Source organism: Streptomyces sp. NPDC008238, from assembly GCF_042956445.1.
Lineage (GTDB): Bacteria > Actinomycetota > Actinomycetes > Streptomycetales > Streptomycetaceae > Actinacidiphila.
The window spans coordinates 216,900-229,452 of the sequence record NZ_JBIBGK010000006.1 but is presented as its reverse complement, the minus strand read 5'-3'; the positions used below and the strand labels follow the sequence as shown (position 1 = coordinate 229,452).

General features: G+C 71.6%; 12 protein-coding genes. All 12 read right to left on the bottom strand.

Going from position 1 to position 12,553, the window contains the following annotated elements; translation table 11 throughout:
• Positions 1-33: 33 nt before the first annotated feature.
• Positions 34-1,287, bottom strand: a complete 1,254-nt coding sequence (locus ACFZAU_RS16910) for an MFS transporter (RefSeq protein ID WP_500552772.1) — start codon at positions 1,285-1,287, stop codon at positions 34-36.
• Positions 1,288-1,365: 78 nt separating this feature from the next.
• Positions 1,366-2,133 carry a sugar isomerase domain-containing protein gene (locus ACFZAU_RS16905; protein ID WP_499606129.1) on the bottom strand — a complete coding sequence of 256 codons (768 nt, stop codon included), beginning with the start codon at positions 2,131-2,133 and terminating at the stop codon, positions 1,366-1,368.
• 158 nt (positions 2,134-2,291) lie between these two features.
• Positions 2,292-3,272 carry an N-acetylglucosamine kinase gene (locus ACFZAU_RS16900; protein ID WP_500552771.1) on the bottom strand — a complete coding sequence of 327 codons (981 nt, stop codon included), beginning with the start codon at positions 3,270-3,272 and terminating at the stop codon, positions 2,292-2,294.
• Positions 3,273-3,381: 109 nt separating this feature from the next.
• Positions 3,382-3,717, bottom strand: coding sequence for an RNA polymerase-binding protein RbpA (locus ACFZAU_RS16895; RefSeq protein WP_361803309.1), 336 nt, complete (start codon positions 3,715-3,717; stop codon positions 3,382-3,384).
• A 162-nt stretch (positions 3,718-3,879) separates the two neighbouring features.
• A complete protein-coding gene (gene secG, locus ACFZAU_RS16890; protein WP_018557252.1) occupies positions 3,880-4,116 on the bottom strand; it encodes a preprotein translocase subunit SecG in 237 nt (78 codons plus the stop codon).
• Positions 4,117-4,234: 118 nt separating this feature from the next.
• Positions 4,235-5,011 carry a triose-phosphate isomerase gene (gene tpiA, locus ACFZAU_RS16885; protein WP_500466208.1) on the bottom strand — a complete coding sequence of 259 codons (777 nt, stop codon included), beginning with the start codon at positions 5,009-5,011 and terminating at the stop codon, positions 4,235-4,237.
• Between the two features lie 4 nt (positions 5,012-5,015).
• Positions 5,016-6,227 (bottom strand): phosphoglycerate kinase, encoded by a 1,212-nt coding sequence (locus ACFZAU_RS16880; RefSeq protein ID WP_500552770.1) that lies wholly within the window; start codon positions 6,225-6,227, stop codon positions 5,016-5,018.
• Between the two features lie 129 nt (positions 6,228-6,356).
• On the bottom strand, positions 6,357-7,361 hold the full coding sequence (gene gap, locus ACFZAU_RS16875) for a type I glyceraldehyde-3-phosphate dehydrogenase (protein WP_499606125.1): 1,005 nt from the start codon (positions 7,359-7,361) through the stop codon (positions 6,357-6,359).
• A 173-nt stretch (positions 7,362-7,534) separates the two neighbouring features.
• The gene (gene whiA, locus ACFZAU_RS16870; RefSeq protein WP_319136625.1) at positions 7,535-8,512 is read right to left on the bottom strand and encodes a DNA-binding protein WhiA; all 978 of its coding nucleotides are present in this window, start codon (positions 8,510-8,512) and stop codon (positions 7,535-7,537) included.
• On the bottom strand, positions 8,503-9,510 hold the full coding sequence (locus tag ACFZAU_RS16865) for a gluconeogenesis factor YvcK family protein (RefSeq protein ID WP_500552769.1): 1,008 nt from the start codon (positions 9,508-9,510) through the stop codon (positions 8,503-8,505). The genes whiA and ACFZAU_RS16865 overlap by 10 nt, the downstream gene beginning before the upstream one ends.
• On the bottom strand, positions 9,507-10,430 hold the full coding sequence (gene rapZ / locus ACFZAU_RS16860) for an RNase adapter RapZ (RefSeq protein WP_499606123.1): 924 nt from the start codon (positions 10,428-10,430) through the stop codon (positions 9,507-9,509). The genes ACFZAU_RS16865 and rapZ overlap by 4 nt, the downstream gene beginning before the upstream one ends.
• Positions 10,427-12,526: an excinuclease ABC subunit UvrC gene (gene uvrC, locus ACFZAU_RS16855; RefSeq protein ID WP_500552768.1), complete on the bottom strand. Its 2,100-nt coding sequence runs from the start codon at positions 12,524-12,526 to the stop codon at positions 10,427-10,429. Before uvrC ends, rapZ begins: the two co-directional genes overlap by 4 nt.
• Between the last annotated feature and the right edge of the window lie 27 nt (positions 12,527-12,553).

Here is a 12,553-nt window from a genome sequence, read left to right as displayed (position 1 = left end):
CTCGTCCTCCTGCTGCAGGTCCAAACTAGTTGATTACCTGCGCGCCGTTGTTTCACGTCCGCCGTCCGGCGTGGTGACGATCGGACGAAGAACCGGCAACGCGCAGCCCACCAGAGCGGCCGCGAGCAGCAGCGGGGTGTTGGGCCCGAGGATCTGCGCCGCGGCGCCGCCCAGCAGGGCGCCGAGCGGGGCCCCGGCGACCCCCAGGGTGCGCATGGCCGCGCTCACCCGGCCCAGCAACTTCTCGGGTGTGCGCTGCTGCATCAGGGTGGTCTCGTTGACGTTCCACATCATGCCGAGGGCGCCGAAGACGGCCAGCGCGGCCGCGGTCACCGCCAGGGAGCGCACGCTGCCGGCCAGGACCAGGCAGCCGGCCTGGAGCGCCAGCCCCGGCGCGAGGCTCCTGACGCGGCCGCCCAGCATCGCCGAGAGCCGTCCGGCGGCCGCTCCCCCGGCCACGCTGCCCGCCCCGTACGCGACCAGCACGACGGCGTACCCCGCGTGCCCCGCGTGGAGCCAGCCGGTGACGTGCAGGACGAGGGTCGCCACCAGGGCGCCGATGCCCACGTTGACCACGGTGTTGGCGGTGCACAGCGCCCGCAGCACCCGGTCCCGCCACAACACGCGTATCCCCTCGGCGATGTCCTGCCGCAGGGTGCGGCCGGCGGGCCGCACTGCCCGTTCGGGCGGTTGCACCCGCAGCGAGGCGACCAGCACGGCGGCGGCCGCGTAGGTCAGGGCGTCCAACCCGAACGGCAGCGCTGCCGTGACGCCGAAGAGCACCGGCACCAAGGGCGCGGCGAGGAAGGTCGCGGCCATGGTCTGGGCGGTCATCAGCCGGGCGTTGGCGCGGCCCAGGGACCGGGAGGGCACGACGGCGGGCAGCAGCGAGGTCGCGGCGTTGTCGAAGAGGGTCTGCAGCGTGGTCAGCGCGAACGCCAGGACGAGCAGCAGCACGATGCCCGCCCGGTCCAGCCACACGGCGAGCGCGAAGGCGGCCGTGAGCCCGCCCCGCACGGCGTCCACGGCCCACATGGCGCGACGCTGGTCCACCCGGTCGGCCACCGCGCCGCCGAGCAGCCCGAACAGGATCCAGGGGACGAAGCCCGCGGCGGTGACGAGCGAGACCAGCAGCGGGGAGTCGGTCAGCCCCACGGCGAGCAGCGGCAGCGCCGCCGCCCGCAGCCCGTCACCGAACCGCGAGACCGCCGCGGCCGTCCACAGCCGCCCGAACCCGCCCCGCCATCCGGGCGCGCGCTCGATGTCGTACGCGATGCCGACGCTCATGGAAACCCCCGCTCACCGGTCCTCGACCTTCGTCACAGACGGTAGCGGGGGCCACTGACAACGCTGCTCGGCCGCAGGTCAGAACCCTCCGCGGTGCAGTCGCTCCCCGTAGTGGCGCTCCAGGACGAGGTTGCGCTCGAAGCCGCCGGGGACGTTGGCCGAGACGTACACCGGCGCCTGGTGGCCCTCGGCGGTCATCAGGCCCACGGCCTCGGCGACGGTCATCTGGACGAGCATGGCCGAGGTGATCGTCGAGATCCCGCACAGCGAACCGCCGTCGGGCAGCGGCAGCAGGGCGTCACCGGTCGGCGCGCCGTTGTCCAGGACGACGTCGGCGAGGTCGGCGAGCCTCTTGCCGGACGCGTGCAGCGCCGGGACGGAACGGGTGTGCTGCAGCGAGGTCAGGGCGATCAGCGGGTGGCCCGCCTCCTTCGCGTGGAGGGCGAAGTCGACGATCGAGTTGTTGACGCCCGAGTTGGAGATCACGACGAAGACGTCCCGCGGGTGGGGGGCGGCCAGTTCGTACAGCCGCTTGCCGAGCCCGGGCGACCGCTCCAGCAGCGGGTCGGAGAGCACCGAGAGGTCCTCGCCGCCGCGGACCACCAGGTCCGACAGGCCGATGCGGTTGGTGGGGATCAGCCCGCCGGCGCGTCCTGCGATCTCCAGTGCCGTGGCCTGCGAGTGGCCGGTCCCGAAGGCCTGGACGATGCCGTCCGCGGCGACGCAGTCGGCGAGCAGCCGGGCGGCGGCGGCGACGGAGTCCTTGTTGGCGGCGACCACGCGGTCGATGACCGTCCTCGCCTCGTCGGCGAAGCGTGCGGCGGTGGTCGTCACGTCGTCGGCCATGGCCGATTCCCCCTGAGTCCAGTGATCCGGTGGGTGCTCCTCCGAAACGATGGACGAGAGGTCTAGTCCACGTCAATCCCCCGGTGGGGGCGTCCTGTCGGGGCCGTCCGTCGGGTGCGCCCCCTCGGGTGCGTCCGGACCGCCCGGTTCGCTCCCGCTCAGTCCCCGTCGACCCGCAGCCGGGCCAGCGCCAGCGCTCCCGCGCCACCGTCGCGCACCGGCATGACGTCCAGTTCCATCTCCTCGGCGCGGGCCACGACGCGACCGAGCAGCGGACCCGTCGGCCCCAGCAGTCCGCCGGTGACGACCAGGGGTTCACCGGGGCGGGGATCCAACGCGGCGACGGTCGCGGCGAGTTCGTCGGCGGCGTCGTCCAGCAGGGTCGCGGCGACCTCGTCGCCGTCCCGGTCGGCCGCGACGGCGAGCGGGCTCAACCGGGCCAGCCTGACCGGGGGTTCGGCGTACACCAGCGGCACCAGACGGTTCCGCAGCACGTGGCACTCCTGGCCGCCGGGACGCTCCTGCGCGAGGTACGGTCCTCCAGGTGAGCCCATGTAGTGGGCGAGCACGCCCTCGACCAGGATCGTCCACGGTCCGCGCCCGTCCAGCGCCCGCAGGGCGGCCCTCATCACCTCGCGGCCGAGCCAGAAACCGCTGCCCTCGTCGCCGACGAGCCAGCCGTTGCCGTCCGCGACGAGCGTCTGGTTGCGCTTCTCGATGCGCGCGGCCACGGCCCCGGTACCGGCGACCAGCGCCAGTCCGTCGGCCGGGGTGCCCGGCGCGGAGGCGAAGGCGACCTCGATGTCGCCGCAGACCGTCACGTGCGGAGCGCCGACACCGTGGCTGTCGAGCGCCGCCCGCAGACAGGAAGCGGCCAGTTCGTGCCCCGTCTCGGGGCCGGTGCCGAGGGCCGCGCCGGCGAAGCCGCCCACGACGGTCGTGACCTCGCCCCTGCGGTCCTCCGGGACCGCACCGCGGATGGCGTCCGCGAGGTGCTGCGTCAGCGCCACGCGTTCGACGGTCATCGCGTTGCCGGGCCCGCCCTCACCCTCGCCGAGCACCACGCCGTCGGGCGCCGCCTCGGCCAGGTAGGCGCGCGTCCGGGTTCCGCCCGCATCGATGCCGATCACCAGAGACACGACACGGAGTATACGTTCCGGTTACGCACCGGAGGGACGCGACGGGCCCGGTCCGCGAAAGAAGGCGTCCTCGCGGGCCGGGCCCCCGCGGAGCTTCAGCCGGTACGGCTCAGATCTCGCCGCGCAGCTTGGCCAGCGCCTCGGCGAGGATCGCCTCGCCGTCGGCCGCGCTGCGCCGCTCCCGTACGTACGCCAGGTGCGTCTTGTACGGCTCGGTGCGCGGCGGAGCCGGCGGGTTCTCCTCGTCCTGACCGGCCGGGAAGCCGCAGCGCGGGCAGTCCCAGGTCTCGGGGATCTGCGCGTCGCTCGCGAAACTCGGCCGGGTCTCGTGCCCGTTGGAGCACCAGAAGGAGATGCGCAGGCGCGGCGCGGACTCGCCCCGCTCGGCCTCTCCCATCGGCCCCGCCCCGACCCGACTACCACGGATCGCGTTGCCACTTGCCACGGTCGTAACTCCCTGCGTGATGGTGCTGCGAGGTCGCCCAGTTTACGGAGACCGGTTCACCCCCGCGCCTGCGGGGAAAGGGCACCGTATCCCATGACGCCCTCCCATGATAAGTCGCGCCGACGACGAGGCGTCAGTTCTCCCCGGAAGCCGGGGACTCGGTCACTTCTGGAACTTCAACAGAAGGCCGAGGGCGACAATGCAGGCAAACCACAGCAGACCGATCACGACGGTGATCCGGTCGAGGTTGCGCTCGGCCACCGAGGAACCGCCGACGGACGACTGCATGCCGCCGCCGAACATGTCGGACAGACCGCCGCCCTTGCCCTTGTGCATCAGCACGAGCAGCAACAGCAGCAGGCTGAAGATGATGAGGGCGATGGAGAACCCGATGACCACAGCTGGACCAACTCTCTCGGTGACCTTGGACGACGCGGGGGCCGGGCCGCTGCTGCGCAGCGCTCCGACCCCCGACAGAGTACTTCGGGCAGGGCCCGACAGCCTACTGCCCCGGAACTTACTGGTCGCGGAACCGGATGATCTTGACGAACTCCTCCGGGTCCAGCGCCGCACCGCCGACCAGGGCGCCGTCCACGTCCGGCTGCGCCATGATCGCCGCGATGTTGCCGGCCTTGACCGAGCCGCCGTACTGGATGCGGACCGCGTCGGCCACCTCCTGGCCGTACAGCTCGGCCAGCCGGCCGCGGATCGCCCCGCAGACCTCCTGGGCGTCGTCGGGGGTCGCGACCTCACCGGTGCCGATGGCCCACACCGGCTCGTAGGCGATGACCAGGGTCGCGGCCTGCTCGGCCGGGACGTCCTTCAGGGCACCGTCGACCTGGGCGAGGGTGAAGGCCACCTGCTCGCCGGCCTTGCGGACGTCCAGGCCCTCGCCGACGCAGACGATCGGCGTCAGCTCGTGCCGGAACGCCGCCTTGACCTTGGCGTTCACCTGCTCGTCGGTCTCGTGGTGGTACTGCCGGCGCTCCGAGTGGCCGATGACCACGTACGAGCACTTCAGCTTGGCCAGCATCGGGCCGGAGATCTCACCCGTGTAGGCGCCGGAGTCGTGCGCCGACAGGTCCTGGGCGCCGTACTTGATCTTCAGCTTGTCGGCCTCGATCAGGGTCTGGACGCCCCGGAGGTCGGTGTAGGGCGGCAGTACGACGGCCTCGACGGCGTCGTAGTCCTTGTCGTTGAGCGAGAAGGCGAGCTTCTGGACGTGGTGGATGGCCTCGAGGTGGTTGAGGTTCATCTTCCAGTTGCCCGCCATGATCGGCGTGCGCGTGCTCATCGGATCAGTCCTCCAGTGCGGCGAGGCCGGGGAGCGTCTTGCCCTCGAGGTACTCGAGGCTCGCGCCGCCACCGGTCGAGATGTGGCCGAATGCGTTCTCGTCGAAGCCCAGGATGCGGACGGCCGCGGCGGAGTCGCCGCCGCCGACCACGGTGAACGCCGGGCTGTCGAGCAGCGCCTGGGCGACCGCGCGGGTGCCCTCGGCGTAGTCGGGGTGCTCGAAGACGCCCATCGGGCCGTTCCAGAAGACGGTGGCCGCGTCGGCGAGCTTCGAGGCGAAGAGCTTGCGGGACTCCGGACCGATGTCCAGGCCCATCAGGTCGCCGGGGAAGGCGTCGACGGACACGGTCACGGGGTTGCCGGCGACCGGGTTCTTCAGGTCGGGGAAGGACGGCGCGGCCACGATGTCCAGGGGCAGCACGAACTCCACGCCCTTGGCCTTCGCACGCTCCAGGTACTCCGCGACGGTCCCGAGCTGGTCCTCCTGCACCAGGCTCTTGCCGACCTCGTGGCCCTGGGCCTTGAGGAACGTGAAGAGCATGCCGCCGCCGATCAGGATGCGGTCGGCGCGGTCCAGCAGGTGGTCGATCACGCCCAGCTTGTCGGAGACCTTGGCACCGCCGAGGACCACCGCGTACGGGCGGGCCACGTCTTCGGTGAGCTTCCTCAGCACGCCGACCTCGGTGGCGATCAGCAGACCCGCGGCGTGCGGCAGCCGGGCCGGCAGGTCGTAGACCGAGGCGTGCTTGCGGTGCACCGCGCCGAAGCCGTCACCGACGTACAGCTCGGCCAGGCCCGCCAGCTGCTCGGCGAAGGCGCCGCGCTCGGCGTCGTCCTTGCTGGTCTCGCCCGGGTTGAAGCGCAGGTTCTCCAGCAGCGCCACCGAACCGTCGGTGAGGGCGTCCACCGTCGCGCGGGCGCTCTCGCCGACCGTGTCGGTCGCGAAGGCCACCTGCGTGCCGAGGAGTTCGCCCAGGCGCACGGCGACGGGGGCGAGCGAGAACTGCGGGTCGGGCGCGCCCTTGGGACGGCCCAGGTGGGAGGCGACGATCACCTTGGCGCCGGCCTCGGCCAGTTTGGCGATGGTCGGCACGACGGCGCGGATACGGCCGTCGTCGGTGATGGTGGTGCCGGACAGCGGCACGTTGAGGTCGGCGCGCACGAACACGCGCTTGCCGCCGACCCCCTCGGCGACGAGTTCGTCGATCGTCTTCATGGTGGAGGCTCCCCTGCCTTGGTCCTGACTGGTCGGATCACCCGAACCGCCACGTCATGGGACAGGGCCCGGACGACGGCACGTCGTTCGGACCCTGTCCTCATCGCATGACGGGCGGTCGAGCGGGTGTCAGAGCTGGCCGCCGACGAACACGGTCAGGTCGACGAGACGGTTGGAGTAGCCCCACTCGTTGTCGTACCAGCCGATGACCTTGACCTGCTTGCCCTGCGCCATCGTCAGCGAGGAGTCGAAGGTGCAGGAGGCCGGCCAGTTGACGATGTCCGAGGAGACGATCGGGTCCTCGGTGTACTCGAGGATGCCCTTGAGCTGGCCCTCGGCGGCCTTCTGGAAGGCGGCGTTGACCTCGTCCTTGGTGACCTCGCGCTCGAGCTCGATGACCAGGTCGGTCACGGAGCCGGTCGGGACCGGGACGCGCATGGCGATGCCGTCCAGCTTGCCCTTGAGCTGCGGCAGCACCAGGGCGGTGGCCTTCGCGGCACCCGTCGAGGTGGGGATGATGTTCTCCGCGGCGGCACGGGCGCGGCGCAGGTCCTTGTGCGGGAAGTCCAGGATGCGCTGGTCGTTGGTGTACGCGTGGACCGTGGTCATCATGCCCTTGACGATGCCGAAGTTCTCGTCGAGGACCTTCGCCATCGGCGCCACACAGTTGGTGGTGCAGGAGGCGTTGGAGATGATGTTGTGCTTCGCCGGGTCGTACTTCTCGTTGTTGACGCCCATCACGATCGTGATGTCCTCGTCGGACGCCGGCGCCGAGATGATGACCTTCTTGGCGCCACCCTCGATGTGCTTCTTGGCGTCCGCGGCCTTGGTGAAGATGCCGGTGGACTCGATCACGATGTCGACGCCGAGCTCGCCCCACGGGATGTCGGCGGGGTTGCGCTCGGACAGCACCTTGATGGTGTGACCGTCGACGGTGATGGAGTCGGCGGTGTGGGTGACCTCGGCCTTGAGGCGGCCCAGGATCGTGTCGTACTTGAGCAGGTGGGCGGTGGTAGCCGTGTCACCCAGGTCGTTGACAGCCACGATCTCGATGTCCGCACCCTGGTCCAGGGCGGCACGGAAGAAGTTGCGACCGATGCGACCAAAGCCGTTGATGCCTACGCGGATCGTCACGAACCGATCTCCTCGCTGGTGTGCCGGAGGCCATTTCGCTCCGGCTGCGACGTATTGGGATGTCCCCGACCAAGGACGACCCTACCTCCCCGTGCTCCCGGCGGTGACATCGGCGCCACGGGTGCCCGCCGTACGGACCGGTAACCGGACGGGGCGGGCGGGCCGCGCCGGGCTCAGCCCACCATCTCCTCGGTGAGGTTGGACTCGGTGCCCGGGATGCCGAGGTCCGAGGCGCGCTTGTCGGCCATCGCCAGCAGCCGGCGGATCCGGCCCGCCACCGCGTCCTTGGTGAGCGGCGGTTCGGCGAGCGAGCCCAGTTCCTCCAGCGAGGCCTGCTTGTGGTCCATGCGGAGCCGGCCGGCCGCCGCGAGATGCTCGGGCACGTCGTCGCCGAGGATCTCCAGGGCCCGCTGCACACGCGCGCCCGCGGCGACCGCGGCGCGGGCCGAGCGGCGCAGGTTGGCGTCGTCGAAATTGGCGAGCCGGTTGGCGGTGGCGCGCACCTCGCGCCGCATCCGCCGCTCCTCCCAGGCCAGTACGGACTCGTGCGCGCCGAGCCGCGTCAACAGCGCGCCGATGGCGTCACCGTCACGGACGACCACGCGGTCGACGTTGCGGACCTCGCGCGCCTTGGCGGCGATCTGCAGCCGGCGGGCGGCACCGACCAGGGCGAGGGCCGCCTCGGGGCCGGGGCAGGTGACCTCCAGCGAGGAGGAACGGCCCGGCTCGGTCAGCGAGCCGTGGGCCAGGAACGCCCCGCGCCAGGCGGCCTCGGCGTCGCAGGTGGCCCCGGACACGACCTGCGGGGGCAGGCCGCGGATGGGGCGGCCGCGGCCGTCCACCAGGCCGGTCTGGCGGGCCAGCTGGTCACCGCCGGCGACCACCCGCACCACGTACCGGCTGCCGCGCCGCAGTCCGCCGGGCGCCATGACGACCAGGTCGGAGGAGTGCCCGAAGATCTCCAGGATGTCCTTGCGCAGCCTACGCGCGGCGATCCCGGTGTCCAGCTCCGCCTCGATCACGATGCGTCCGCTGACCAGGTGCAGTCCGCCCGCGAACCGCAGGATCGCCGAGACCTCCGCCTTTCGGCAGCAGGTCCGGGTGACGGGAAGCCGGGAGATCTCGTCCTTCACCGCTGCCGTCATCGCCATGGGCCGATCCTTCCATGCATACGAAAAATCCGGTCGAACGCGGCCGCCAGCAGTTCCGGATCGTGCCGCGGCCCGTCGGGGGCGGCGACCCGGGCCAGCTCCACCGTGCCCGACAAACGCTCGGCTGCCTGTATGAGGCTGTCGCGGTCGAGTACGGCGGCCTCGTCGGCCAGCACCACGTCGATGGTGAGTTTAGGGGCGTGTCGGGCCAAAACCTCCAAGTGACGCTGCGGAGAAAAGCCCTCGGTCTCACCCGGTTGCGGTGCGAGGTTGAGCGCGAGCACCTTGCGGGCCCTGGTCTCCATGAGCGCGGACACCAGATCGGGCACCAGCAGGTGCGGCATCACGGAGGAGAACCAGGAACCGGGGCCGAGCACCACCCAGTCCGCGTCGAGCACGGACTGCACCGCCTCGGGGACGGCCGGCGGGTCGCTCGGCACCAGTTGCACCTCCTGCACCTCACCGGGGGTGAGGGCGACGGTGGCCTGGCCGTGGACGGTCGTGACCTCGTCCGGCTCCTCCGGGTCGTGGCCGCGCACCGTGGCGGTGAGCTCCAGCGGCACCGCCGACATGGGCAGCACCCTGCCGTGCGCGCCGAGCAGCCGGCCCACCCACTCCAGGGCTGCCACGGGGTCGCCGAGTTGCTCCCACAGCGCCACGATCAGCAGGTTGCCCACGGCGTGGCCGTGCAGGTCGCCCTGGCTGACGAAACGGTGCTGGACGACCTGGGACCAGGTCCGGCCCCACTCGTCGTCGCCGCACAGCGCGGCCAGCGCCTTGCGCAGGTCGCCGGGCGGCAGCACCCCCATCTCCTGGCGCAGGCGGCCGCTGGAGCCGCCGTCGTCGGCGACCGTGACCACGGCGGTCAGGTCCTGGGTGATGCGGCGCAGGGCGGACAGGGAGGCGGACAGTCCGTGCCCGCCTCCCAATGCCACGACCTTGGGCGTGGCCCCGCTGCGCCCCGCCGACCGGCGCAAGCGCCGAGTCGTCCTGATCACTCGCGCCCCATGTCCCGGTGGACGACGACCGTCTCCACTCCGTCGGCGGACAGCCGCGCGGCCAGACGCTCGGACATGGCGACGCTGCGGTGCTTGCCGCCGGTGCAGCCGACCGCGATGGTCACGTAGCGCTTGCCCTCACGGCGGTAGCCGGCGTTGACGATGTGCAGCAGCTCGGCGTAGCGGTCCAGGAACTCCTTGGCGCCGGGCTGGTTGAACACGTACGTGGCGACCTCGTCGTTGAGACCGGTGTACGGACGCAGCTCCGGCACCCAGTGCGGGTTGGGCAGGAAGCGGCAGTCCGCGACCAGGTCGGCGTCGACGGGGAGGCCGTACTTGAAGCCGAAGGACATGACGGTGGCCCGCAGTTCCGGCTCCTCCTCGCCGGCGAACTGGGCGTCCATCTTGGCCCGCAGCTCGTGGACGTTGAGGCTGGAGGTGTCGATCACCAGGTCCGCGTCGCCGCGCAGCTCGCTCAGCAGCTCGCGTTCCTTGGCGATGCCGTCGACGATGCGGCCGTCGCCCTGCAGCGGGTGCGGGCGGCGCACCGACTCGAAGCGGCGCACCAGCGTCTCGTCGGAGGCCTCGAGGAAGAGCACCCGGCGCTTGACGCCCTTGGAGTCCAGGTCCGCGAGGGACTCGCGGAGGTTGTCGAAGAAGCGCCGGCCGCGGACGTCCACGACCACCGCGATCCGTGCCACGTTGCCCTGGGAGCGGGCGCCGAGGTCGACCATGGTGGGGATGAGGGCGGGCGGCAGGTTGTCCACGACGAACCAGCCGAGGTCCTCCAGGCACTTGGCCGCGTGGCTGCGCCCGGCACCGGACATGCCCGAGATGATCACGAGTTCGGGGATGGCCTCGGCGGCCTCTCCCGCTCCTCCGGTCGTCACCTGTTCTCCGCCTCCGTCGTTCGCGTTCATGAGTCGTGCCCCCGTTCCGTGGGGACGGTCACCGGACCGGCCGTCCCCTCTTCCTCAATGATCTCTCCTGTGGCGGTGTTCACCGCGGGACCGGCGGGGGCGGCGCCGGCCAGCGCGGCCAGCACGGCCTCGGCGGTGCGCCTGCCGACCCCGGGAACCTCGCAGATCTGCTCGACCGTCGCCGCGCGCAGCCGCTTGAGCGAGCCGAAGTGCTTCAGCAGCGCCTGGCGGCGGCTTTCGCCGAGGCCCGGCACCGCGTCCAGGGCACCGGACTTCATCGACTTGGATCGCTTGTTGCGCTGGTAGGCGATGGCGAAGCGGTGGGCCTCGTCCCGGACCCGCTGCAGCAGGTACAGGCCCTCGCTGGTGCGCGGCAGGATGACGGGGTCGTCCTGGCCGGGCAGCCAGACCTCCTCCAGGCGCTTGGCCAGGCCGCACACCGCCACGTCCTCCACCCCGAGCTCCGCCAGGGCCCGCTGGGCGGCGGCGACCTGCGGCTGCCCGCCGTCCACGACGACCAGCTGCGGGGGGTAGGCGAACTTGCGCGGCCGGCCCGTGTCCGGGTCGATGGGTCCGCCGGCGACCTCGCCGCCGCTGCCCGCGACGCCGTTCCCGTCGGTTCCGCCCGTGCCGGCGCCGTCGACCTCCTCGGCCCCGTCGCCGTCGCCGTCGCCGTCCACCCACTCGCCGGTCTTCTGCTTCTCCAGCAGGTAGCGGCGGAAGCGCCGGGAGACCACCTCGTGCATCGACCGGACGTCGTCCTGGCCGGCGAAGCTATTGATCTGGAAGCGGCGGTACTCGCTCTTGCGGGCCAGTCCGTCCTCGAAGACCACCATCGAGGCGACGACGTCGTCGCCCTGGAGGTGGGAGATGTCGAAGCACTCGATGCGCAGCGGCGCCGAGTCCAGGTCCAGCGCCTCGGCGATCTCCTCCAGGGCGCGCGAACGCGTGGTGAGGTCGGAGGCGCGCCTGGTCTTGTGCAGCACCAGCGCCTGCTGGGCGTTGCGCTGCACGGTGGCCATCAGGTCCTTCTTGTCGCCGCGCTGCGGTATCCGCAGGCTCACCTGGGAGCCCCGGCGCTCGGTGAGCCACTGCTGCACGGGCTCGTACGGGTCGGGCAGCGCGGGCACCAGCACCTCCTTGGGCACCCCTTCGCCCCGCTCCTCGCCGTACAGCTGCTGCAGCGCGTGCTCGACCAGCTCGGGGGTGCCGACCTCCTCGACCCGGTCGGTGACCCAGCCGCGCTGACCGCGCACCCGGCCGTCGCGGACGTGGAAGATCTGGACGGCGGCCTCCAGCTCGTCCTCGGCGACGGCGATCAGGTCGGCGTCGGTGGCGTCGGCGAGGACGACCGCGTTCTTCTCCATGGCGCGCTTGAGCGCCTCGATGTCGTCGCGGAGCCGGGCCGCCCTCTCGTACTCCATGGCCGCGGCCGCGTCCCGCATCTGCTGCTCCAGGCGGCGCAGGTAGGTGCCGGTGCGGCCGGCCATGAAGTCGCAGAACTCCTCGGCCAGTTCACGGTGCTCCTCGGCGCTGACCCGGCCGACGCAGGGGGCCGAGCACTTGCCGATGTACCCCAGCAGACAGGGGCGGCCGATCTGCGCGGAGCGCTTGAACACCCCGGAGGAGCAGGTGCGCACGGGGAAGACCCGCAGCAGCAGGTCCACCGTCTCGCGGATCGCCCAGGCGTGCGCGTACGGGCCGAAGTAGCGCACGCCCTTGCGCTTGGGGCCGCGCATCACCTGGACGCGGGGGAACTCCTCGTTCAGGGTGACGGCGAGCGAGGGGTAGCTCTTGTCGTCCCGGTACTTCACGTTGAAGCGCGGGTCGTACTCCTTGATCCAGGAGTACTCCAGCTGCAGTGCCTCGACCTCGGTGGCCACCACCGTCCATTCCACGGAGGCCGCGGTGGTGACCATCGTGCGGGTGCGCTGGTGCAGGTTCGCGAGGTCCTGGAAGTACGAGGAGAGCCGCTGGCGCAGGCTCTTCGCCTTCCCGACGTAGATCACCCGGCCGTGCTGGTCCCGGAACTTGTACACCCCGGGGGAGTCCGGAATCTGTCCCGGCTTGGGGCGGTAGCTGGAGGGATCGGCCATGCCCCCACCCTACTGATTGACGGTGAC